22 protein-coding genes and 1 pseudogene are annotated in these 24,365 nt (G+C 30.3%); 8 read left to right on the top strand and 15 right to left on the bottom strand.

Annotated elements, in window-relative coordinates; genetic code table 11:
- Nucleotide 1: 1 nt before the first annotated feature.
- The 3 genes from rpmF to FMM58_RS04115 are packed head-to-tail and all read left to right on the top strand — an operon-like array spanning nucleotide 2 to nucleotide 2,110.
- Entirely contained in the window at nucleotides 2-148 is a 147-nt protein-coding gene (rpmF, locus tag FMM58_RS04125) for a 50S ribosomal protein L32 (RefSeq protein ID WP_150140011.1), read from the top strand.
- Nucleotides 149-153: 5 nt separating this feature from the next.
- On the top strand, nucleotides 154-1,140 hold the full coding sequence (plsX, locus tag FMM58_RS04120) for a phosphate acyltransferase PlsX (RefSeq protein ID WP_150140010.1): 987 nt from the start codon (nucleotides 154-156) through the stop codon (nucleotides 1,138-1,140).
- Nucleotides 1,115-2,110, top strand: coding sequence for a beta-ketoacyl-ACP synthase III (locus FMM58_RS04115; protein ID WP_150140009.1), 996 nt, complete (start codon nucleotides 1,115-1,117; stop codon nucleotides 2,108-2,110). Before plsX ends, FMM58_RS04115 begins: the two co-directional genes overlap by 26 nt.
- Here the strand turns inward: FMM58_RS04115 and FMM58_RS04110 are convergent.
- Genes FMM58_RS04110 through carB form a run of 4 tightly spaced genes read right to left on the bottom strand, consistent with a single transcriptional unit; the run spans nucleotide 2,107 to nucleotide 8,113 of the window.
- On the bottom strand, nucleotides 2,107-2,796 hold the full coding sequence (locus FMM58_RS04110) for a R.Pab1 family restriction endonuclease (protein ID WP_150151367.1): 690 nt from the start codon (nucleotides 2,794-2,796) through the stop codon (nucleotides 2,107-2,109). The genes FMM58_RS04115 and FMM58_RS04110 overlap by 4 nt on opposite strands.
- A gap of 29 nt (nucleotides 2,797-2,825) precedes the next feature.
- Nucleotides 2,826-3,911: an Eco57I restriction-modification methylase domain-containing protein gene (locus tag FMM58_RS04105; RefSeq protein ID WP_190317946.1), complete on the bottom strand. Its 1,086-nt coding sequence runs from the start codon at nucleotides 3,909-3,911 to the stop codon at nucleotides 2,826-2,828.
- Entirely contained in the window at nucleotides 3,908-4,843 is a 936-nt protein-coding gene (locus FMM58_RS04100; RefSeq protein WP_223810452.1) for an HTH domain-containing protein, read from the bottom strand. The genes FMM58_RS04105 and FMM58_RS04100 overlap by 4 nt, the downstream gene beginning before the upstream one ends.
- Nucleotides 4,844-8,113: a carbamoyl-phosphate synthase large subunit gene (gene carB / locus FMM58_RS04095; protein WP_150140007.1), complete on the bottom strand. Its 3,270-nt coding sequence runs from the start codon at nucleotides 8,111-8,113 to the stop codon at nucleotides 4,844-4,846.
- Between the two features lie 154 nt (nucleotides 8,114-8,267).
- Between carB and FMM58_RS04090 the strand changes: the two genes are divergently transcribed.
- A complete protein-coding gene (locus tag FMM58_RS04090) occupies nucleotides 8,268-11,090 on the top strand; it encodes an FAD-binding and (Fe-S)-binding domain-containing protein (protein WP_150180431.1) in 2,823 nt (940 codons plus the stop codon).
- A gap of 48 nt (nucleotides 11,091-11,138) precedes the next feature.
- On the opposite strand, the gene FMM58_RS04085 is transcribed toward FMM58_RS04090, so the two are convergent.
- Nucleotides 11,139-12,485: a major outer membrane protein gene (locus FMM58_RS04085; RefSeq protein WP_150180430.1), complete on the bottom strand. Its 1,347-nt coding sequence runs from the start codon at nucleotides 12,483-12,485 to the stop codon at nucleotides 11,139-11,141.
- Between the two features lie 200 nt (nucleotides 12,486-12,685).
- Here FMM58_RS04085 and gltS point away from each other — a divergent pair, with 200 nt between their 5' ends.
- Nucleotides 12,686-13,900: a sodium/glutamate symporter gene (gene gltS, locus FMM58_RS04080; RefSeq protein WP_150140004.1), complete on the top strand. Its 1,215-nt coding sequence runs from the start codon at nucleotides 12,686-12,688 to the stop codon at nucleotides 13,898-13,900.
- Between the two features lie 246 nt (nucleotides 13,901-14,146).
- On the opposite strand, the gene FMM58_RS04075 is transcribed toward gltS, so the two are convergent.
- The 10 genes and pseudogenes from FMM58_RS04075 to FMM58_RS04030 all read right to left on the bottom strand — a co-directional run bounded on the left by FMM58_RS04075 (nucleotide 14,147) and on the right by FMM58_RS04030 (nucleotide 21,261).
- Nucleotides 14,147-14,446, bottom strand: coding sequence for a hypothetical protein (locus tag FMM58_RS04075; RefSeq protein ID WP_150151373.1), 300 nt, complete (start codon nucleotides 14,444-14,446; stop codon nucleotides 14,147-14,149).
- A 41-nt stretch (nucleotides 14,447-14,487) separates the two neighbouring features.
- Complete coding sequence (locus tag FMM58_RS04070) at nucleotides 14,488-15,237, bottom strand: TIGR02757 family protein (RefSeq protein WP_150140002.1); 750 nt, start codon at nucleotides 15,235-15,237, stop codon at nucleotides 14,488-14,490.
- Between the two features lies 1 nt (nucleotide 15,238).
- Nucleotides 15,239-17,068: a flagellar hook-associated protein FlgK gene (gene flgK, locus FMM58_RS04065; protein WP_150151376.1), complete on the bottom strand. Its 1,830-nt coding sequence runs from the start codon at nucleotides 17,066-17,068 to the stop codon at nucleotides 15,239-15,241.
- A gap of 12 nt (nucleotides 17,069-17,080) precedes the next feature.
- Nucleotides 17,081-17,515: a flagellar export chaperone FlgN gene (flgN, locus tag FMM58_RS04060; protein ID WP_150140000.1), complete on the bottom strand. Its 435-nt coding sequence runs from the start codon at nucleotides 17,513-17,515 to the stop codon at nucleotides 17,081-17,083.
- 52 nt (nucleotides 17,516-17,567) lie between these two features.
- Nucleotides 17,568-17,765 (bottom strand): flagellar biosynthesis anti-sigma factor FlgM, encoded by a 198-nt coding sequence (locus FMM58_RS04055; RefSeq protein ID WP_150139999.1) that lies wholly within the window; start codon nucleotides 17,763-17,765, stop codon nucleotides 17,568-17,570.
- A gap of 56 nt (nucleotides 17,766-17,821) precedes the next feature.
- Nucleotides 17,822-18,046 (bottom strand): annotated as a pseudogene (locus tag FMM58_RS04050) (rod-binding protein); the annotation flags it as partial.
- A gap of 94 nt (nucleotides 18,047-18,140) precedes the next feature.
- Nucleotides 18,141-19,187, bottom strand: coding sequence for a flagellar basal body P-ring protein FlgI (locus FMM58_RS04045; RefSeq protein ID WP_150139997.1), 1,047 nt, complete (start codon nucleotides 19,185-19,187; stop codon nucleotides 18,141-18,143).
- A gap of 54 nt (nucleotides 19,188-19,241) precedes the next feature.
- A complete protein-coding gene (locus tag FMM58_RS04040) occupies nucleotides 19,242-19,814 on the bottom strand; it encodes an RsmD family RNA methyltransferase (protein ID WP_150180429.1) in 573 nt (190 codons plus the stop codon).
- A gap of 2 nt (nucleotides 19,815-19,816) precedes the next feature.
- Entirely contained in the window at nucleotides 19,817-20,200 is a 384-nt protein-coding gene (locus FMM58_RS04035; RefSeq protein WP_150180428.1) for an ornithine carbamoyltransferase, read from the bottom strand.
- Nucleotides 20,197-21,261 (bottom strand): DUF5644 domain-containing protein, encoded by a 1,065-nt coding sequence (locus FMM58_RS04030; RefSeq protein WP_150180427.1) that lies wholly within the window; start codon nucleotides 21,259-21,261, stop codon nucleotides 20,197-20,199. Before FMM58_RS04030 ends, FMM58_RS04035 begins: the two co-directional genes overlap by 4 nt.
- Before the next feature lie 80 nt (nucleotides 21,262-21,341).
- Here FMM58_RS04030 and FMM58_RS04025 point away from each other — a divergent pair, with 80 nt between their 5' ends.
- The 3 genes from FMM58_RS04025 to FMM58_RS04015 are packed head-to-tail and all read left to right on the top strand — an operon-like array spanning nucleotide 21,342 to nucleotide 24,347.
- Complete coding sequence (locus FMM58_RS04025; protein ID WP_150180426.1) at nucleotides 21,342-22,163, top strand: thiamine-phosphate kinase; 822 nt, start codon at nucleotides 21,342-21,344, stop codon at nucleotides 22,161-22,163.
- Nucleotides 22,132-23,250 carry a tRNA pseudouridine(13) synthase TruD gene (gene truD / locus FMM58_RS04020; RefSeq protein ID WP_150180425.1) on the top strand — a complete coding sequence of 373 codons (1,119 nt, stop codon included), beginning with the start codon at nucleotides 22,132-22,134 and terminating at the stop codon, nucleotides 23,248-23,250. Before FMM58_RS04025 ends, truD begins: the two co-directional genes overlap by 32 nt.
- Complete coding sequence (locus tag FMM58_RS04015; protein ID WP_150180424.1) at nucleotides 23,247-24,347, top strand: hypothetical protein; 1,101 nt, start codon at nucleotides 23,247-23,249, stop codon at nucleotides 24,345-24,347. Before truD ends, FMM58_RS04015 begins: the two co-directional genes overlap by 4 nt.
- Nucleotides 24,348-24,365 lie beyond the last annotated feature (18 nt).

The raw sequence follows: 24,365 nt of genomic DNA, 5'->3' as shown, positions 1-24,365 counted from the left end.
AATGGCAGTACCTAAAAGAAGGATGAGCAAAACTCACGTAGCAAAACGTAGAACTCATTATAAAGTAAGTCTTCCAACACCTGTAAAGGATAAGGATGGAAGTTACAAAATGTCTCATCGCGTTAATCCTGTAACTAAGGAATACTAAAATCTATGATAAACATTGCTATTGATGCAATGGGTGGAGATTTTGGAGAAAAACCCATAATAGATGGCTTAATACAGGCCTTACATGCTAAGCCTTTTAATGCTATCTTAGTTGGGAAATCTGAAATCTTAAAGCCTTTAATTCCAAAAAATTTAGAAAAATACATTAGTTACGAAGAAGCTAGTGAAATTTTTTCTATGGAAGAAAATGCAACTGATGCCTTAAAACAAAAAGAAACCACTATTTATAAGGCTATTGAACTTGTTAAAGAAAATAAGGCACAAGCTGTAGTTTCAGCTGGTCATAGTGGGGCTACAATGTCCCTAGCTACTCTTAGGTTAGGTCGTATTAAAGGAGTGTTAAGACCTGCTATTGCTACGCTTATGCCAAACGAACAAGTTAAAACCTTACTTTTAGATGTAGGTGCAAATACTGATTGCAAGGCTGAAAATTTGTTTCAATTTGGCGTTATGGGTAATGTTTATGCAAAGCATATTATGAATTTATCAAAGCCTAGACTTGCCCTACTTTCTAATGGTGAAGAAGAATGCAAGGGTAATGAACTAACCAAAGAAAGCCACCAATTAATGAAAAAAATCCCTGAATTTATAGGTAACGCTGAAGGGCGTGATATTTTTAATGGAAGTATTGATGTCTTAGTTTGTGATGGATTTAGTGGTAATGTAATTTTAAAGTCCTGTGAGGGCGTAGCAACGGCGATTTTTCAAATTTTAAAAAGAGAAGTTAAACGTTCTTTTGGTGCAAAAATGGGTGCCTTACTAATGAAAAAATCCTTTAAAAAGCTTAAAAAACATATGGATTGGCAAGAATATGGTGGAGCACCCTTACTTGGTGTAAATGGTTGCGTTATTATAAGCCATGGAAAAAGCGATGCTAGAGCTATTAAAAACGCCATTTTTCAAGCCATTGATTTTTATAATTGCAAGATTAATGAAGTAATAGAAAATGAACTCAACAAATTTAAAAGCTAGTTTAAAAAGCATAGCCTCTTATGTCCCTGCAAAAATTTTAGATAATCATTATTTTGAACAAATTTTAGATACAAATGATGAATGGATAGTTAGACGTACTGGCATTAAACAAAGGCATATTGCAAGTGAGCACGAATTAACAAGCGATTTAGGCACAAAGGCTGCCATTTTAGCACTAAAAAGGGCAGGTATGAAGGCTAGTGAGCTTGATGCAATAGTAGTTGCTACGCTTAGCCCTGATAATTTTACCATGCCTTCAACTGCTTGTAAAATCGCTGCAAATTTAGGACTTGAAAATATAACCGCCTTTGATATTTCGGCTGCTTGTTCTGGTTTTATTTATCTACTAGATGTGGCTAGGGCTTTAGTAGAAAGTGGGGTTAAGAAAAATGTCTTAATAGTAGGTGCTGAAAAGGCTAGTTCTATTATGGATTATACAGATAGAAGCATTTGTATACTTTTTGGGGACGGTGCAGGTGCTGGGATAATAAGCCTTGATACGCAAAATCCTATAATCGATGTACATACTTCAAGCAATGGTAATTATGGTGATTTACTCATCACAAGAAGGGCTCAATTTAGTGTTACAAAAGAAATGTTAGCTATGAAAATGAAAGGCAACGAGGTTTTTAAAATAGCCGTTCAAACTCTAAGTAGTGATGTGATAAATATCTTGCAAAAAAACAATATAAAAGCCGATGATATAGACCTTTTTATCCCTCACCAAGCGAATTTGCGTATAATTAAGGCTGTGCAAGAAAAGCTAAAATTAAGCGATGAAAAATGCGTTATTAGCGTTCATAAATACGGCAATACCTCTGCTGCTTCTATACCTATGGCTATGAATGATGCTTATGAAGAAGGTAGGCTTAAAAATGGGGATTTAATCTTGCTTGATGCCTTTGGTGGTGGCTTTACTTGGGGATGCGCTCTTTTAAAATTTGGTGGGAAAAATTTTAAAGATATTTAATTTTTAAGCATAAAGTTTAAAATTTGTAAAATATCATAGTTGTGATTTTTACTTAAAATTCCAAAAATTTTTAACATTTTCAAAAATATATCTATATTTTCTTTATTGATTTCTAAATATCCTTTTTCCTTACTTTGTATGCTTTTCTTTAAAAAAGATTCTTCTTTTTTATTTTTTAGCATAGAAAGTGGAAAGCAAAAATAAAGCATAGCTTGTATACCAACTGCCCTTTGTTTTTCTTTAATGATAATCTCACTTAAAAAATTCTTATCCTTATAAATAAACAAAGGATAAGAAATAAAAGATTGTAAAAACTGGGTATTAGCTATATTTTCAGGCTTAAAAATACTTCTGTTGATTTGTGCTTTATCTTCGATTAACTCGGTATTATTTTCTAAAAAAGATTTAATATTTTCTAAACTTTTTCTTTTAATAATATCATTTTTATAAAAATCAAAAATAATCTCACTAAGTTCATAAAGTCGTTTAGGTTTTTTATTTGCCCCATAAAAATGAAAATTATACTTAGTTGCAATTTTATCATAACCAATCTGCCATTCTATATAATGTCTTTCATTTACTATGGTCTTAAGTGGTGCGATACTTAATCCATAATCACTAAAGGTAAGTCTTTCTTTTATACGAATTTTGCCCGTAATTTGAGTTAATGGCAGTTCATAAATCATAATTTTTCCTTATTTTGCAAAAGCTTAATTTATAAATCATCAATCTTTACTTTATACCTTGCAAAAAGTTTTATAAAATAATCATCAATCGCACCTTGATTAAAATCTTGCTTATAAAAGTATTTTTCAAACTCACCTGCGATTTTTAAAAAGCTAGCATTGTCTATAAAAATATCTAAATTTCCAAAATAATAAGGCAATTTACTAGCATATTGTTTGAAAAGATGCACGTAAACATAGTATTTTAAATTTTCCTTAAAAACCTTAATGGAATTTGAGCTTTGCTTTTGCAAAAAGCTTTTATTGCGTTTTAAGGCATTTATATCCCTTAGGGTATGAAAATACGCAACAGCCTTTCTTTTATCCTTTAAATTTGGATATTTGCAAATATAATTTGAAATAAAATCAAAATTTTTCAAGCTAAAACTTGTATTTTCCAAAGTCTTAAACTTATAATTTTGTATAAAATCATAGGTCATTCCTTGCTTATTTTTCTCATATAAGGCTATGATAATGGGAAAAAATGTGCTTGAATTTGGCGTAAAAAATTGCGATGAAATTACTACTTCGTCGATTAATTTATATTTTTTTCTAAAATCATTTAAGGCATTAAAATTTGTCTTTTTGATTAGATAAGAAAGAGGGTGCAAAACACAGACAAAATCAGCCTTTAATTTTGCATAAGAACGTAAAAAAGAAATTCCAAGGTCCCTATATTTTAAATCTTTATCGCAAATCATGATTTTATTTTTTAAATTTTGACGGGCTAAGGAAGTCGTGTCATTGTAAGGGGGATTGCCTATAATAATTAATCTTTGACTTTGTGAAATTTTAAACTTAGTCCTTGAAACATTTAGCAAGGAATTTGTATGAAAAATTTTAGCATTCTTAACCCTTGTCAAAGCCTTTTCATCGATATCTGTGCCTATATAAGTATAGTTTTTAATGAAAAAATCCCCATACCCACACGAAGAATCTAAAAAAATATACTCATCTAGCTTTAAATTCAGCCTTTCAATCAAATCATAAGCAATATTAACTAAATTTAAAGGCGTATAAAAGCTACCTAAATTTATACTTTCTTCTTTGTTTAAATGTTTTTGTATAGAGTTCAAATTTTATACTCGATATTATGTTCTTTACAATGCTTTATTAATTCTTCATCGCTTAAAATTTTATCGTATATGTCTGGTTTACTTGATTCATTTGTCTTATCAAGTATATTAACAACCTTTATTATAGCTTTCATAAAATCCTTAAAATTTGGATTTTGTTTAATCAACATATCAATTGTAGACAAATCAATTTCCTTATATTTAGCTTGTAATTTTACTTCTTTTTCTTTTAAGCAAATCACTCCTATACCAAAGCTTTCATTAAGTCTTCTTAACTCCTTAAAAATATCTTCTTCAATTTTTTCAAAAACTACCAAATAACCCTCATTTGCCCAACTTGAATTACTAATTGCTTGAAAATAATATTCTTTTAAATTTTGCGAGTTAATTCTTACCTTTAACTCAAAAGAATAAAAATTATGTTTTTTATAAAGCATATTACGCAAATTAAGAGTTAAATCATCATAATTATCATCAAATGAAAAATGCACACCAACGATATCAGGATAATCCCATTTGTTAAGACCTTTTAAACCCTTTATACTTTGTTCGTGATAAATAGTCTTACAATAAAGATTAAATTGCTTATTTTCTTTTAAAAATTTAACAAGCAATGGGTGCAAATCGCGTTCTATATAAGTACATTCTTTATTTTTATTTTCTTGTTTTAATGGGGTTTGTAAACTTTCTTTTAATTCGATTAAATAATATTTTCCTTTTGAAACTCTATAAAAAATTTCACCTTCTTTGCTCATAGTAGCCATACGAGAATCGATTGTTCGCCAAGGAGTTTCACCATGTTTTTCTTTCAAACCCCTTTCTTTCGCAATCTTCCAAATTTCCCTACCACCTAATGGCTTTTTCTCTTCTTTTAATATCTTTTGTGCTATTTCTTCATAAGTAAAATTTTGAGTTTCCATAATCTCTCCCATTTAATCATTTTTCAAATACTCTTGCAAACTTTTCACCTCTAAATAGGTTTTATTTTGCATAGTGCTTATGCTTTTTACACCTGCAAAGGCTGAGCTTAAATTTGTAAAATAAGGAATTTTAAATCTTATTATGTTTTCTCTTATCTTTTTCGTATCATCCTTAAAGCTATATTGGTCGCTTGTATTAATTACAAGGTCGATTTCACCATTTTTAAGCTTATCTTCAACATTTGGTCTTCCTTCTGAAATTTTATAAACTAACTCACATTCAAAGCCATTTTTTATAATTTCCTTACAAGTCCCACTTGTAGCCATAAGCTTAAAGCCGAGTTTTGAGTATTCTTGGGCTATTTTTTTAGCGTAATTTTTATCCTTTTGTTTTAAAGATATGAAAATTGTACCCTTTTTAGGCAAGTGATTAAAAGAAGAAATTTGACTCTTAGCAAAAGAGGTTGCAAAATCCTTACTAATCCCCATTACTTCGCCAGTTGAACGCATTTCAGGTCCTAATTCTAAATCACTTCCACTAAGCTTTGCAAAAGGAAAAACTGCTTCTTTAACGCTAATATGCTTTGATTTTTTAGGTCTTAATATGTTTTTACTATAATCAACCACCCCGAATTTATCATAAAATTTTAAGGCCTCTTCTAAATTTCCTTGCCACATAACGCGAGTTGCTACCTTAGCAAGTGGAATTCCTGTAGCCTTACTTACAAAAGGTACGGTCCTACTTGCACGAGGATTTACTTCTATCATAAAAAGTTCGTTATTATAAATTGCAAATTGTATATTTAATAAGCCTACAACGCCTAAATTCAAGGCTATATCAGCAGTTTTTTGAGTGATTAATTCTTGCATTTTTTCATCTATATCACAAGGTGGCAACGAACAAGCACTATCCCCACTATGAATTCCAGCCTCTTCAATGTGTTCCATAATCCCAGCCACATATACATTTTTTCCATCACTTATAGCATCAACATCAATCTCACTTGCATTTTCTAAAAACTCATCTATTAAAACAGGGCTTTTATCACTTACTTGTACTGCTTCTTGCATATAAAGTTTTAACTCATTTTCATCATTTACAACACGCATTGCCCTACCACCTAATACATAACTTGGACGAACTAAGACAGGATATTTTATTTGATTAGCCTTGATTAAGGCTTCTTCTATATTTGTAGCTGTAGAATTTTTAGGTTGTGAAATTTTAAGCCTTGTTATAAATTCTGAAAATTTCTTTCTATCTTCTGCTAAATCAATAACTCTAGCACTTGTACCTATAATCTTAGCCCCAAAGGCACTTAATCTTTTTGCAAATTTTAAAGGGGTTTGTCCTCCAAAATGCACTATAATGCCATCTGGTTTTTCATGTTCAATAACCGCTCTTAAATGCTCAAAATCAATAGGTTCAAAATATAAAATATCACTTGTATCATAATCGGTTGAAACGGTTTCAGGATTGCAATTATACATTATAGTCTTTACACCCATATCTTTTAAGGCAAAACTAGCATGCACGCAAGCATAATCAAATTCAATACCCTGCCCTATTCTATTTGGACCACCTCCTATAATCATAACCTTTTTTTCATTATTTTCACTTTTTTTATTAATAGGGGTTAATTCGCTTACATTCATACTTGAGTAAAGATAAGGAGTAAGGGCCTTAAATTCACCCGCACAAGTATCCACCTCGTTAAATTCGCAAATAATATTTAAATTTTTTCTAGCATAATAAATATCATTTTGACATAAATCTAAATTATCCTTTAAATTTATCTCATAGGCTATCATTTTATCAGAAAATCCAAAGGTTTTTGCCTGTCTTAAAAGTTCTTTATTATGCAAAATATCCATATCTATATTTTTTTCAAAATCAACAATTTCTTTTATTTGTTCTAGAAACCACTTATCAATCTTGCAAAACTCATAGAGTTCATCAACGCTAAAATTTTCTCTAAATGCTTGTGCTATGTATAATAATCTTTTTTCGTTAGGATTTCTTATATTATAAATTAATTCATTACTATCTTCATAAGCTATTCTATCAAAGCCACTTAAATTTCTTTCTAAAGAACAAAGTGCCTTTTGAATGCTTTCTTTAAAGGTCCTACCTATAGCCATTATCTCGCCAACGCTTTTCATAGCAGTACCAAGCGTAGTTATAGCCCCTGGAAATTTTTCAAAAGTAAAACGAGGAATTTTAGTTACTATATAATCAATTACAGGTTCAAAACTAGCAGGAGTACCTGTAATATCATTTTTAATCTCATCTAAACTAAATCCAACGGCTAAAAGGGTAGCAACCTTTGCTATAGGATAGCCTGTAGCCTTACTTGCAAGGGCTGAACTACGGCTTACGCGTGGATTCATTTCTATTACTATCATTCTGCCATTTTTTGGATTTATAGCAAATTGTACATTTGACCCACCAGTATCAACGCCTATTTCTCTTAAAATAGCAAAGGAAGCATCTCGCATGGCTTGATATTCTTTATCGGTTAGGGTTAATGCAGGGGCTATAGTTATAGAATCTCCTGTATGAACGCCCATAGGGTCAACATTTTCAATAGAACAAACTATAATACAATTATCAAGTCTATCTCTAATAACCTCCATTTCGTATTCTTTCCAGCCAAGTAAACTTTCTTCTATTAAAATTTCATGTATAGGGCTTAAATTTAAAGCAGAAGTGGCCAATTCTTTAAATTCATCCATATTATAAACAACCCCACTCCCTGCACCTCCAAGCGTATAAGAAGCCCTAATCATTAAAGGAAAACCTATTTCATTTGTAGCCCTTAGGGCTTCATCATAATTATAAGCATACATTGATTTTGGCAAATCCATACCTATTTTTTGCATACATTCTTTAAAAATCTGTCTATCCTCGCCCTTTTTAATGGCATCTGGCTTTGCCCCTAGAAATGTAACATCTTTTAAAAGATTACTTTCAAAGACCTCCATAGCCACATTTAAAGCTACTTGACCACCCATTGTTGGCAAAATCGCATCGACCTTTTCTTTTTCTATAATACTTAAAATACTTTCTTTAGTGATAGGTTCAATATAGGTTGCATCGGCAAATTCAGGGTCTGTCATAATGGTAGCTGGATTTGAATTTATTAAAACTACCCTATAGCCTAATTCTTTTAAGGTTTTTGCAGCTTGAGTACCACTATAATCAAATTCACACGCTTGACCTATAACTATAGGACCACTACCTATTAATAAAATAGTATTAATATCAGTTCGCTTTGGCATAGATTTTTCCTTTTTTTACTAGTCAAATGAAAGATTATACACAAAAGAAATTTTATTTTGAATTAAAAATTTAAGCTTTCAAAGAATTTTAAGAAATTTTCTTTAAATTTAAAGTATAATTGATTTTTAATCAAAATTAAATACAAGGAAAGCAATGTATAAGATTGAAAAAAATTATGCAAATTTTATTAAGGATGCAAAAAGAGTTTGTAAGGAAGTTTATGATAGCTATTTGCTAAGATATGCTTATGGCATAGAGGCAAGTTGTTATAATTATACCCCTCAAGTTGTGATAAATGCAAATAACGAAAAAGAAATTCAAAAGATTTTTAAACTAGCAAATAAGCATAAAACTAGCATTACTTTTAAAGCAGCTGGGACTAGTTTAAGTGGTCAGGCAAGTTGTGGTGGGGTTTTGGTTATTGCAAATTCGCATTTTAAGGATATAAAATTAAACGAAGATGCTAGTATTATAGATTGTGATTGTGGAGTTATAGGAGAAGAAGCTAATAATGCCTTAAAGGGCTTTGATAAAAAAATAGGACCTGACCCAGCTACCATTAGTTCGGCTTTAATAGGGGGAATTTTTAATAATAATTCTAGTGGAATGTGCTGTGGGGTAGAAGAAAATAGTTATCATACCGTTTCTTCAATACGCGTTATCTTGCCTTGTGGTTCTATTTTAGATACTAGCGACGCCCTTAGCATAAGAAGATTTTTAAAAACTAGGGGTAGTTTAGTTGAAAGCATTTTAAAATTAAGAGAAGAACTTTTAGAAGATAGAAAACTTTGTGAACTCATAAGACATAAATTTAAGATAAAAAATACCACTGGTTATTCTATTAACGCCTTGCTTGACTTTGAAAATATAAAAGATATTTTAAACCATTTATTTATAGGCAGTGAAGGCACACTTGGCTTTGTTTCAAAGGTACGTTATAAAAGTGTTAAGGATTATAAATTTAAGGGCTGTGCCTTATTATTTTTTAAAAATTTAGATGAAACTTCAAAGGTGGTTGTAAAACTTGCAAGTTTAGGGCGAGATTTAGTAAATGCAGCTGAAATGATGGATTATGCTTGTTTAAATGCTGTTAAGGACTATGAGGGCGTTCCTAGCATTGTTAAAGAATGTCAAAAAGATTATACTTGTATCTTGCTTCAAAGTGTAAGCGATAGCAAAGAAGGGCTTGATAAAAATTTACAAATCATAAAGGAAAATTTAAAAGAATATGATATGGCCTTTGAGCCCTTATTTTCAGTAGATGAAAAAGAACAAATAAATTGGTGGAAAATTAGAAAAGGCTTGCTACCTATTGTAGCTGGAGTTAGAAAAAAAGGAAGTAGCGTAATAACAGAGGATATTTGTTTTCATATTGAAGATTTTTGCGATGGGGCTGCCTTTATAAAAGAACTTTTTAAGGAATTTGGCTTTGATGATAATGGGGTTATATTTGGCCATGCTTTAAGTGGAAATTTGCATTTTATCATAACGCCAAATTTAAGCGATAAGACCCAGTATGAAAATTTTGCAAAACTTGTTGTAAAAATGAGTGAAAAAGTAAGCTTAATGAAAGGAAGTATAAAGGCCGAACACGGCACGGGCAAAATGGTAGCACCCTTTGTTGAGTTAGAATGGGGTAAAAAGGCTTATTTGTTAAATGTAAAGATAAAAGAACTTTTTGACCCAAACTATCTTTTAAATCCAGACGTAATAATTACTAAAAACAAGGATATTTACAAGCAAAATTTAAAAGATATGGTAGAAATTGAAAATTTACCAAACATTAAAGAGATGATAAATAAATGTATAGAATGTGGTTTTTGTGAAAAGCATTGTCCAAGCCGTGAAATTACCCTAACCCCAAGGCAAAGAATTAGCGTTTTAAGAGAGGTTGCAAGGCTTAATAATAAAAGCTTACACAAAGAAGCTAACAAGCTTTTAAAAGAATATGAGTACTTTGGCGTTAATACCTGTGCTATCTGTTCTAGGTGTTTAGAACTTTGTCCTTTAAATATTGACACGGCACAAATTGCCCTTGATTTAAGAAAAAGCTTAAATAAAGACCTTGAAAAAAATGCTATTAAACTTTATGAAAATTTAGATAAAAAATTAATCTTAGCTAAAAAGGGGCTTAAAATTTATCATCAAACAAGTAAAATTTTTAATCCAAAATTTATTTCAAGTTTAAGTTTAAGGGTGAAAAAATTAAATTCAAAAATACCTTTTATTCCTGTTAAAATGCCTTTGGCTAATAATTATGAGCTAAAAAGTAGCTTTGAATTTGAAGAAAAGATTATTTATTTTAGTGCTTGTACAAATAGGCTTTTTAAACCGAATTTAGAATTTAATAAAAACAAAAGCTTACAAGAAGTTTTTGAAAATTTGTGCAAAAAAGCAAAAATTTCTGTGCTTTACCCGCCAAATTTACCTAAGCTTTGCTGTGGAAAAATGTTTAGTAATTTTGATAACTTGCAAGAAAGCAATATCAATAGACTTAAAAATATGCTTGAAAGTCTAAGTGAAAATGGCAAATTTAGCATAGTTTTGGACCATTCAAGCTGTTATTATGAATTGCTTAAAAAATTTGAGGGTTCAAATTTAAAGGTACTTGACATTAGCGAGTTTTTATTTCAAATATCTTCTAAATTAAAAATTCAAAAAACAGATAAAAAAATTCTAGTCCACAAACTTTGCTTACTTAAAAAGGCAAAAAAAGATGAATTTATAGAAAAACTTGCAAGAATGTGTAGCGATGAAGTAGAGCTAATAAAAAGCTTTGAGTGCTGTGGTTTTGCCGGAGATAAGGGCTTTTTTGTACCTGAGCTTAATCAAAGTTCGACTAAGTATTTAAAGGATGAAAGTTTGGATTTTGATTTAGGTGTAAGTTCAAGTGCTACCTGTGAGATAGGCTTAAATTCATATTCTAAGATAGAATTTGTAAATATCGCTTTTTTGCTTGATAGTCTTAGTGAGTAATTTAGCCTAGTTAAACTAGGCTAAATTTGGAGAATTCTTTTTATTTTCTTAGAATTGATACAAGGCCTCAAGGCGAACTGTATTTTTTTCACCCTCTAAATCATTGTTGCCATCTACACTCATATAAGAATAAAATGCAGAAAAGTTAAGTTTTGGAGAGTATTGATATTCAAGTCTTGCAACAGCTTCCATTTTTTCACCACCTGGTGTGTAAGTTCTTGCATATCCCTTTGTTTTAGTACCACCATAGATAAAGTCAACACCTACGCGAAAAGTCTCTTGAAAAGTATAACCAGCAGTTACATAACCAAAGATATTTTGACCGATATCACCAGTTAGGTTAGAACCATCTGTATAGAAAATTTCTTCACCTGCTAAAAGGTGTACTATATTACCATTATCTTCAAGTGTGTTTATGGTTAATTTGCCCTTATTACCATAGAAAACCCCACCTAAACTTGCATCAAAGCCATTATATTCAATAGCACCTTGCAAGGCAAAGAAGTTACCATCATCAACAGCAGACGCACTACCTACGCCTCCCATTAGGTTACCATTAGCATAAAAACTCATTTCTTCTAAATCACCTTGTATAGCATTTCCTAAGTATGCAAATTCAAGGACATAATCCAAGCTTTCTCCAAAGGTAGTAGCATAAGCTATATCAAGTGCATAGAAAAATGCTGTATCATTAAGATAAGCTAACCAAAGTTGAGGGCTTATTTCAAATCCCCAAAGCTCCCAAGAACCGATAGCTGCTACACCATAAAGGTTATTACTGTATGGATTAAAGCTAAAAACATCATACACACCTGAACTAAGGATAACATCGCCCTCATCACCTGTATCACCAACATTAAAACCATCAAAGGCATAGGCTGCAAAGGTCCAACCCTCAACACTTTGATTTAAAATTTTAACACCAGTTCCTATAAGTCCTTCTTCGCCATTATCAGACCAGATAGAATTTACTGCTTGCTTACCAAATAATACACTAGCTTGTGCTTCTTCGCTTTCATAAGTTAGATAAAATTGTCTAACAGTAAAAGGTGTAATAGTATTTGAGTTACTCACCTTAATACCACTACCATCTGTAAAACCATGGTCATCTTCTGGTTCGTAAGCTAATTGAATAAAAGCTTTGAAATTATCCGCAATGGCAGCATTAAAATTAATTTGTGCCAACCAGTTATGGTCTTGCCTACCACCTACATTTGATCTTGAATCATTAAAGCCATGAGTTTTTACACTATCAACAGCACCACTATCATAGCGATATCTTAAAACTCCACTAAGATCTACATCTTTTATAGCTTCTTCTAAAGAAATCGCACTAACGCTAGAAAAAACACCAGCAGTTAAAGTCGCAACTAAACTAAGCCTAGTTATTTTCATAATTACTCCTTAATATAAAAATTAACATTGCAAGTCTAACATAAAAAAAGATTTTTTTACTTAAATTTTTAATAAATGATCAATATTTTCAAAATATAAAAACATGCAAAAAAGTTACACAAAAATATAAATTTTCATATAGCTAACTCATTTTTTAGTTCAAATTTTATATAATTTATAAATTTTCAAAAAGGAAATAAATGCAAGTTTTAGAATTTAACTTTTATGCTACCCTAGTTTGTATGGTCTTAGTTTTATTACTTGGTCGTATAATCATAAAAAAGGTAAAATTTCTACAAGATTATAATATACCAGAGCCTGTAGTTGGTGGCATTATCGCAGCCCTTGCGATTTTAATAATCTATCAAAGCTTAAAGATAGAATTTAAATTTGATGGTTCTTTAAAAGATCCTTTATTGCTAGCCTTTTTTACCTCCATAGGTTTAAGTGCTGATTTTGCATCTTTAAAAAAGGGTGGAAAAATGTTGGCTATATTTTTAGTAATAGTTTGTGGACTTTTAGCCTTGCAAAATATAGTAGGGGTTAGCCTTGCTTATGTTATGGGAGTTGAGCCATTAATAGGCTTACTTGGAGGTTCTATAACCATGAGTGGAGGTCATGGAACAGGTGCTGCTTGGTCTGAAATTTTTAAAAGCGAACCTTATAGTTTTGGTGCAGCCACAGAAGTAGCTGTAACTTGTGCTACCTTTGGTTTAGTATGTGGTGGGATAATAGGTGGGCCAGTTGCTAGGTATTTAATAAAAAAGCATAATTTAAAATTACCTAAAAAAGAAGAAGATATTAAAGATATTCATATCTTTGAAACCCCACAAAAAGAAAGGCTTATAACCCCGACTAGCTTTATAGAATCCCTTGCCTTAATCGCCATTTCCTTGCTTATAGGAACACTTATAAGTGCTTACGCAAAGACAGCTTGGCCACTTTTTAACCTGCCAACCTTTGTATATTGTCTTTTTATAGGGGTAGTATTAAGAAATGCCTTATCTATTTTAAGAATTCACCAAGTCTTTGATAGAGAAGTTTCAGTACTTGGAAATGTAAGCTTATCGCTATTTTTAGCCTTTGCTATGATGAGTATAAATCTTTGGGAATTAGTAGCCCTTGCCGTGCCTATACTTATGATTTTAACCGCACAAGTTATTTTAATGATATTTTATGCTATCTTTATAACATTTAGATTTTGTGGAAAAGATTACGATGCTGCTGTACTATCTGCTGGACATTGTGGATTTGGACTTGGGGCAACCCCTACTGCTATGGTAAATATGCAAACGGTCACTCAACACTACGGGCAAAGCCATGTCGCCTTTATAGTGGTGCCACTTGTTGGGGCATTTTTTATAGATTTAATTAATGCTGTTGTGATTCAAGGAAGTTTATTTGCCTTATTTTAAGAATTTAAGGTAAAGTTTTTTACCTTAAATTTTAATTATTTACTAAAATAATCTGCACAAGTTTTATCTTTTGGCAAATATATTGTTGCAATCTTCATATAATATTGTCTAATATTAGATTTTTTAACATAATATAATCTCATTGTAACTTGAGAACTAGGAAGAAAAAATGTATTAATATCATTTTTTATTTTATCAATACATTGTTTTTGCGATTTTATGTGAACGCCTTTTTGATAAATTGATTTATATTTTTTGTTGAGCGAGTTTTTCTGCGTATTCATAACTTATAAGGTAATAATTATCAGAAGAATATTCTTTATAAAATAATTTATATGCTTCTTCTACATAACCTTGAGGCTTAAACAAATCTTCTTCTGTTAACTCATTTGATGAAAATAAATTAGCAAAGCCATCATAAATAGAAACACTAGAATCAACAATTTTATTAGTAGGATTGCTTAACTTTGTTGAAGTATTTTCCACATAGGCACAAGCACTTAAAAATAAGGATAAACTTAAAATCAAAAAATTTAAAATTTTCATAGCTATCCTTTAAAAATAAGGATAATTTTTTTTGATTTTGCTTAAATTAATAAATTATCCCCACTTTGTCCTAACCTATAAAGGGCAAAATCATATTTTATAGGGTCGTTTTTGTCAAATTCTTTAAGCTTATTAGTAAGTTCTAAAACGGCCTTAAAATCATAGCTTTTTCTTTGCAAAAGCTTATTTTTTAAAGCTACCTTGTGAGTATGTGTATCAAGAGGTATTAAAAGGTCCTTTGTGCTAAATTTATCAGCCCAAATTCCTATATCTAGTTCATCCTTGCGAACTAACCATCTTAAAAAAAGATTATATCTTTTAAGCGTAGAGGTTGGCTCATTTTCAAAGACCTTTGAGAAAAAAAACGAAAAGCCCTGACTCTTATAAGAATTTAAAGCATAAATTTTTCTTATAAATTCCCTAAAAGCAACTTGTACCTTAAATTCTTTTTTATAATGTTCAAAGAAAAATTCCTTTAAATTATATTCTTGCTTAAATCTTCTTAAACTAATGAAAATTTCTTGTATATCAACTTCGTTTTGAAAGCGATATTTTAAATTTTTAATATCTTTTTTAATGATCTTTTCACTTTCATTTAACAAAGAAAAATCAAGCTTTTTTAAGAATTTTAAAATTTGATTAGCATTGCCATAAGCAAAAAGGGCACAAAGTAAAATAGCACATTCATCCTTATTATTTTTAGCAATCTGCAAGGGATCACTTGCCGTAAAAAGCCCTAAATTTGTATTATGTTTTAGGGCTAAATTATCAAGCCTAGCTTTTAGAGACAATTTATTTAAGTCCTAACAGGGTATCTAACATTTCATCAACGGTTGTAATAATCTTTGAAGCTGCTGCATAAGAGGATTGATATTGTATTAAAGCAGTTAACTCTTCGCTTGTATTAACACCTGTTATTGATAGATACTCGCTATAAACTGAGTTATAAAGCGTAGTATAGGTTTCATTTAATATATCATTATTTTCCCCATCGCTTGCAATTTGTCCTGTAAGCTTTCTATAATATTCTTCAGTGGTTAAATAATCAATAGTCCCATCTTCATTATAAAAATTTATCTTAGTATATTGAAGCTGGATAATAGCATTTGCCATATCATTACCACTATCAACCCCATTTACACTTGCCCTAATAGTACTTGGGTCGCTTAGAAGTGAGCTTTTAACGCTAATTGTACTAGCATCTGTTCCACTAAAAAAACCACCTATACTAAATGCCCCACTAAAATTCGTACCATTATCTTCAATTGCCACCTTAAAGCCATTCTTAGCAACCATTTGAAAAAATCCACTATCTGTTTTATAATCATAACTAAAAGCAACAGATTGTAAGTAATCATCCGCGTCGTTTAATGAATTATTATCGCCATTATCATCAGTATTTGAAGTAATTTGTGAGACAATATCTTCCATAGTAGTTTTTAAGGTAACTGTTATCGTTTTTCTAACTTGTTCGTTACCTGCCTCGTCATAAATTACTATATCAAAGGTCCCTGCTTGTATGGTCTTATCATAATTCATTAAGGTAGTATCACTCTTTAAACCTGTCATATAATCAGAAGCCATTGTGTGTTGGGCTGATGAGGCATAGATATTATTTGTTTCATTTATAAGGGTTTTAGCAAAGGTATCAAGAGCATCTAAATAACCTTGAATAATACCATCATCATATTTTTCCCTTGTAGAACTATAACTTCTACCTCTTAAATCAAGTTGTGCACCAAGCTGTCCACCTGAAATTTTTTCTGTTAAATCACGTACCTTTTCATCCCTTGTTTGATAATAAATGCTATATGAACCTGTAATATCATTATATTCAAGGGTTAAAGGGTGATAATTAACCCCATCTACTATAGAATAACCACAAATACTAAGATTATATTGCTGACCAGGTTCTGTTATAGTATAATCTTGCGAACTATCCCTTGAAATTTCAGTTTTGCTAGCCACTGCATCAACAAGCTTTGAAAGTTGGAGTTCTAGTTGGTCCCTTTGGTCTCTTAACTCGTTTGCATGGTCTGTTGGGAGTACTTCTGAGCTATAAATTTGCTTGTTTATAGCTGCTATTTGTTCGGCTATTGAATTTATCTCTTCAACCGTTGATTTAATCTCATCATCAACTCTAGTTTGTATAGCTTTCATATCATTATAAGCTTGATTAATGCTTTCAGTTAAGGTTTGGGCTGCATTTGCTAGTGCTACCTTTGTGGCATCTTCATTAGGATTAGAAGCAAAGTCATTCCACGCTGTGTAATAATTTTCTAAATTATTTAAAATACCAGTAGTTTCTAAGTCCGGGAAACGTTCTGCTATCTCGTGTAAAACAGTGGCCATATACTCAGTATATTCAAGCTGGGTAGTAGCATCTTTAAGCTTAGTATATGAAAGTTCATCGTGTATTCTAATTATACTTTCAGCAGTGGTACCCGTTCCAACTTGCACGCCTCCACTAGTGGTATAATAGCCACTCGTAGTTTGCACAACTCTTTGTCTTGTGTAAAATTCAGTATTTGCATTTGTGATATTATTACCAACCGTAGCTATTTGAAGTTCATTAACCTTTAAACCACTTACACCTGTATATAATGTTGCAAAAATACCCATTTTATCTCCTTTTTACACATTTAATTTAAATAACGATTCAGGTTGTGCCTTCTTATCACCATAAGCATTATTTGTTCCATCATTTATATTAAACATTTTATTGACAAGTCCATCTATAAAATCTTTAACTATTAACATAAATTTTGCATATTCTTTATTTCTTTCATGTAGCATTTTTAAATTCTTTTTTAAAATATCTAATTTTTGCTTATCCTCGCTATCAAGCATACTTGCTAAGCCCTTATCTGTGCTACTATTAAGCTGAACAAGGGCTGCATCAAGTCTTCTTTTAGCTAGTACAAATTCTTCTATAAGCTTATTTTTCTTTTCTACGCTTTCTTTAACGCTAGAATGATTTGCTACTTTTATATTTTCTATATCTTCGTTTGTGATATCAATGAGTTTTTCGAGAATTTCATTTACCTCGTCTAAGTATTGTTTAATCATCTTATCTCCTTTCTTTACTTTTATTCATACTCAAAAAAAAAGGAGATAAGCTTTATATTAAAGAATCAGCCATGGCATTTGCAGTAGCATTCATATCGAGTTGATAGCTACCACTTTTTACCTGTTCTTTGATTCTTGCAAGTTTATCATTCTCACTTCTTTGAGTCTGATTTGTTTTTAAATCTTTATCGGTCTTTGTTGTATTCAAAGTAGAACCCGCAACAAAGCCTTGTTTAACAGGATTTATCATTATGCCTCCTTGCTTTAAAAATTTCTAAAAGCTAAATCGGCATTAAGGATAAAAATTTAACCCCTTTCCTTTAAAAAATTAAATAACATATTAGAAAATCCCATTCCACCACTTAAAGCCCTGCTCATTGTATCATTATACATAGAAGAATAAATTTCATCACTTGCATCTTTTCCAAAAAGAGAGTTTTCTTGATTTATAGAAATATCTAAAATTGTCTTTATTAAAAAAGATTCAAAGGCATCGGTTTGTTCTTTTAAGGCCTCATCTTCTTTGCTTTCAATCTTAACCTCACTTGTCATAGAATTTGTAGCTATATTTGAAAAGCCTATTCCATTTAATATATAATTATTCAAAGAAGTATCAATCTTCATTTTAAATTACCTCCAAATCAGCACTAAAAGCACCTACCCTTTTTAAATTTTCCATAATAGAAATAATATCATTAGGACTTGCCCCAAGTTTATTAAGCATTCTTGCTATATTTGCAACCGTGGTTTTTTCATTCATTATACGCAAGGTATTTGACGCTGGGTCAATCGCCCCTCCATCTTTCATATCAATTTCATTAGTACTAATACCTGCTTGATTATTTGCTTCAACCTTGATAGTAATGTCCTTATGAGTAATTAAAACAGGTTCAACCTCTACGTCAACTCCTGCTATAACAGTGCCTGTTTTTTCATCAATTATTACCTTTCTAACAGGCTTGTAAGCTACGTCTTGTTCTAAAATCATTGCCATAAATTCCACAGAAGACATTTCATCAGGCTTATTTAATTTAATAGTCCTTGAGTCAACTGCCACAGCAACGCCATCATCAAAGATAGTATTTATAATCCTTTCAATATCATGTGCTGTTTTAAAATCTGCATTTTTTAAACTTAGGGTTAAATCATTGCTAGTACTAAAATTTTGATTAATTTCTCTTTCAACATTTGCCCCGTTTATAACAGAGGCTGCATTTGGGTGAGAACCAGCCCCACCAGGTCTTGCACTAAGTCCACCTATTGAAAGGGCTCCTTGGGCTATAGCATAAATTTCACCATCAATTCCTCTTAAAGCAGTTAATAATAAAGTACCACCTTGTAAAGACTTTGCATCACCCATAGATGAAACGGTTACATCAAGCTTATCCCCACTTTTAGCAAAGGCTGGAATTCTAGCAGTTACCATAACCGCAGCTGTATTTTTTGATTTAATATCATTTGGGTCAACCTTTATATTCATACCTTGTAAAAGGTTAGATACAGATTGTAAGGTAAATCTATTACTAGTACCATCGCCACTACCATTAAGACCAACCACTAAACCATAACCTATAAGTTGATTATCCCTAACGCCAACGGTATTTACTATTTCTTTAATCTGCGTTGCAAAAACGCTTACACTAAAAAATAAAATTGTTAATAAAATTCTCATCTTAGTTCCTTAAATAACTAGCTTTTATGCTTTTAAAGCAAAAATAATGCCAACTTATATTTTTTCGTAAAAACTAAGAGTAGTATTTCCAAATTTTTTAATTTTATTTTTGTGAAATTCTTTTATATTTAAACAAATTTCAATCTTTGAACTATGTTCAAAAATGATATTTTTAACCCTTGTTAAGTCAATTTTTTCTAAAAAAGCACAAAGTTTTTCATAAATTTTTTCAAAACCATATCTTATATGAAAGGGTGGGTCAAAATATAAGATTATATCCTTATCTTGCCTTTTTAAAAGCGTATCTAAAAGCTCAAAACAATCCCCTTGCAAAACCTCTAAATTTGAATTTAAAGACAGGGCATTTTTATAAGCTATCTTATAAGCATCCTTATCAAGTTCTATAACATAAGCTTTTAAGGCATTATTGCTAAGTGCTAGGGCTGCCATAACCCCACTTCCTCCAAAGCATTCAATAAACACTTTATCTTCTAAAATATATCTTAACACATTAAAAACACAGTTTTTAACTATACTTTTAGTGCTTCTAGTACTTGTCAAACTTGGCAATAAAAGCTTTTTACCCTTAAATTTGCCACTTTCTATAATGGTATAAATTTTTTTCATTTCTAGACATTCATTAAGGCTTTTACAAGTTTATCTTTTAAATCAGCTATAGCTAAGTCAATTTTATGTTGATAGTCTTCCTTAAAAGCAGTAGTTATCGCATCAATCTTTGATTCTAAAATTTGCCTTTGTTCATCTGCTAATTTTTGAGCGTTAAGCTTTAAAGCAGTGTCAAATTCTTGTAAATTTGCAATTAAAGTTTCCTTGCTAAATGGTACAGATAAAAAAGGAGAATTGTTAGATATGATAAACAAGGGCTTAGGGCTTGTTATTTTTTCATCACAAATTATAAAATCACAATCCTTTTTCATAACTAAATGTTCTTTTAAAAATAATTCCAAGGCCCTAGCTATTAATATATCTTTGCATTCTAAGGAAATTCTCATATTAAGCTTACCTTTAAATTATGATTTTTAAGACTTGAGGATACTTCTCCACCTATTAAACTAATAAACTCAGCCCTAGTTAAGACATAAAAATCATCAAAATCCCTACCACTTTCATTCATTAATTTTTTAGCACAAGTATCAAAAAGGTAAAAATCATTATTTTTAGCTACCACTAAAAAATCGCTTCCACTATCATAAGCATCTAAAATAATATTTGCAGCTATTTTATAAGCTAAATTTTCATTTAAATTTAAAAGTGTATAAGGACTAGACTTGCTTTTAAAATCATAATCAACAAAATTAGCCTTAATCTTAGCCCTTAAATTCTCACAAGGATTAAAACCATAACAAGCTATATTAAAGTCTTTAAAATCGTATTTTATACTACTTAAATGATTCTTTTTTATCTCATCATCTTTTAAATTTGCTTTAAGTAATTTTTTATCAAAAAGCCCTTCTTTTAAAATCTCATTTTGTAGGTTACTTATAATCTTTTCTAAATTCTCATTTTTAGTGCTTAAATGATAAAAAATTCCTCTTTCTTTATCTGCTATAAGGCTTAAAAATTTTCTTTTTTTAAGTGGATATTTTTGTATCATTTCATTAACAAAATAAAAAAATGAATCGCCTAAATATTCTGGCAAGTACTCTAAAATTTCACTAGTATAATATAAATAATCAAGTCCTTCATAAAGCTTTTTATCTTCTTTGCTTACAAGTTCTTCTATGAGCTTAAATTTATCTAAAAAATCACTTTTATCAATGATTAAATCATAAACTGCCCTTTTTGTGCTAAGTGGTTGGATAATTAATTCAAAACCACAAAGCTGCAAAATTTCGCTTAAAGGGGTGCTTAGCGAAAATGCTTGTTTGTTAACCAAAACAAAAGAAGACTCATTTTTATCAAAACTAAAATAAATATCATCATCTTGAATTTGTAAAAGCAAGTCATAAAGCATAGCAAAATTTTCATAATTTTTATACACATAAGGCTTATAATAGGCTTCATAATCCTTATCTTTGTCAAATCTAAATATTCTTAATTCTAATTCTTTCATAATTTTTCCTTTGTTTAATTATATAAAAAATTCTTAAAAATTTACTAGCTTTTAAAAAGAAATTTTATAAAATTTTGCCTATGGATAAGGAAGAATTTATTATAAAAGCATTTTTAAATGATATTAATGGCGATGATGGGGCCGTGCTTGATAAATGGTGTTTTAGCAAGGATTTATTTTTTGAAAATGTACACTTTAAAAGAGAATGGCTAAACCTAAAACAAATAGCCTATAAGGCAATGTTAGTTAATATCTCTGATGCAATTGTTATGAATGCAAAACCACAATTTGTTCTTTTAGGACTTGGGCTACCTAAAACTTTAAGCAAAAATGAAATTTTATCCTTGCAAAAGGGCTTTTTAGAATGTGCTAAAAAATTTAATATTAAAATCATAGGTGGAGATACAATTGAAAATGATAAAATAGCAATTTCTATAAGCTTGATTTCTAAAATCAATAAAAAAGCTGTTTTTAGAAAGGGCTTAAAAAAAGACCATTTATTAGCCTATACAGGAAAACTTGGGACTTCTTTAAAGGGGCTTGAACTTTTGCAAAATGGAAAGAAACTGCCTTTTAATCACACCTTTATAAGACCTAAATTAAAACCTAAATTTTTTTATGATATAGCTAAATTTGTATCTTGTGCTATGGATATTTCAGATGGACTAAGTAAGGATTTGTCGCGTTTATTAGCCCTTAATAAGCTTGGAGTAAAATTCTTTAAAGAACTTGATTTTTATACGCTTTATAGTGGGGAAGAATATGAAATTTTGTTTGCCTTTGATAAAAGATATGAAAATATAATTAAAAAAATTGCTAAAAAACATAAAACAAAGATTAATATTTTTGGAAAAGCAATAAAAGGAAGTTATGAATTTATCGGACGAGAACACCATTTTTAAGCCTCTTTTTGCTTTAAAACATAGTAAGATTGATGCTTATTTTAGTAAAAATAGTAAGGATTTTGTGGTTAGAGAGGTGCCGTTATATGAATTTAGTGGCAGTGGCGAGCATTTAATCTTACAAATTTGCAAAAAGGATTTAAGCACAAATGAGGCCTTGCAAATTTTAAGTGAAATTAGTGGAGTTAAGATAAAAGATTTTGGCTATGCAGGACTTAAAGATAAGCAAGGACTTACTTATCAATACCTTTCTATGCCTAAAAAAATGCAACATACAATAGAAAATTTTTCACACGAAAAACTAAAAATAATAAATTTATTTACTCATAATAATAAATTAAAAATAGGACATTTAAAGGGAAATTCCTTTTTTATAAGGCTTAAAAAGGTAAGTAAGATTGATGCTTTAAAATTAAAAGAAGCCTTTAAGATGCTTGATAAAGAAGGCTTTGCAAATTATTTTGGCTATCAAAGATTTGGCAAATTTAAGGATAATTTTCAAAGTGGACTTGAAATTTTACAGGGTAAAAAAATGAAAAATAAACGTATGCAAAATTTTTTAATCTCAGCCTTTCAAAGCGAACTTTTTAATAGATATCTTAGTAAAAGAGTACAGCTTTCTCATTTTATGTGTGATTTTTCAATCAAAGAACTTGCACAAATTTATAAAATAGACAAGGATGAGTTAAGGTGCATTAAAGAACAAAAACAATTTTTTAAATTATTAAAAACAGAAGTGTTAAGCCATTATCCCTTTGGAAAATGCTTTATTTGTGAGAATTTAAACGAAGAAGTACAAAGATTTATTAATAAGCAAATTAGCCCGACAGGTGCTTTATTTGGTGAAAAAATGTTTGAATGTGAAAACGGCTTTGCAAAGGATATAGAAGAAGAAATTTTTAATCCTTATTTGCAATTTAAATCACAAATGCAAGGGTCGCGTAGATATTTGTGGAGCTTTATGCAAAATACTAAATTTACCTATGATGAAGAAAAGGCACATTTTTGCATGGAATTTTTTCTACAAAAAGGCTCTTATGCTACACAAATTTTAAGTGAGCTTTTACATAATGAGGAATATTTATGAGATTAGCACTTTGTCTTTTTGGGCATTTAAGAACCTATAAGCAAACTTATCAATCGCTATTTAAAAATATAGTTAAGACAAATTTAAATGATAATTGGGAGATTGATATTTTTTTGCATAGCTGGGATGAGTTTGAAAAATCGGGCTTTGCTTGGTATAATGGAGAAGAAATTTTTAAAGGCTTAAATGGCAAGGTTTTAAGCAATGAAGATAAAGAAGAACTTTGTAAAATTTATAATCCAAAATCCTATTTAATCGAACATTTAAACGAAGATAAGGGCATGTTTTTAAGCATTAAAAAGGTACAAATTCTAGCCCTTGAATATGCAAAAGAAAAATTGATAAATTACGATTATACCCTATTAACTCGCCCTGATATTTATTTTGATACACCTTTAAGATTAAATACCTATATAAAATTTTATGAAAACAAAGCCATAAGAAATCATCCTTTGCCTCAAAATCATATCTTTGTAGCAAATAATTATTTTCACAGAATGCCAGTAAGTGACCCAAGGTGTTTTTGTGAGGGTGATTTATTGTGGTTTGGTTCTTTTAATCCTTTGTTTGTGCCTTATTCTCAAATGCATAAAATTCCAGTTATAGGCATAGATTATAAATTTAATAGGGATTTTTTCTTGCAAAGAAGTGAATTTAGACTTGGTTGGTTAAGTAGTGAAAGGGCTATGTTAAAATTAGCAAATGATGAAAATGCAAGGCTTAAAGCCTTATTAGCTGGTGAGAATTCAAATTTCGTACTTATTAAAAATGATGACATTAACAAAACAAAAAATCATCTTGCTTATAAGCTAGGAAGTGTGATACTTGAGTATAAAAAGGGCTTAATTAGTATGTTAAAAATGTTTTTTGTATTAAGCTATATTAAGCAAAAGCACGATAAAGAACAAATTTTATCACAAAAAAGATTAGAAAATAGTCCAAATTTAGCCCTAGCTTTTAATGATAAAAAAACAAATGAATTAGCTAAAAATGACATAAGATATAAAATAGGAACTGCCTTTATTAAGGCGTATAAAAGCCCATTTAAACTAGGCTTGTTTAGATTTTTTATAAAAGATTTAAAAAAAATGGAGTAAAAAGGGAACTTAAAAAAG

Origin of the sequence: Campylobacter sp. LR291e, assembly GCF_008633915.1 — a bacterium.
Classification (GTDB): Bacteria; Campylobacterota; Campylobacteria; order Campylobacterales; family Campylobacteraceae; genus Campylobacter_D.
The sequence above is the reverse complement of the archived record's forward strand: the minus strand, read 5'-3'. Positions and strand labels throughout refer to the sequence as shown.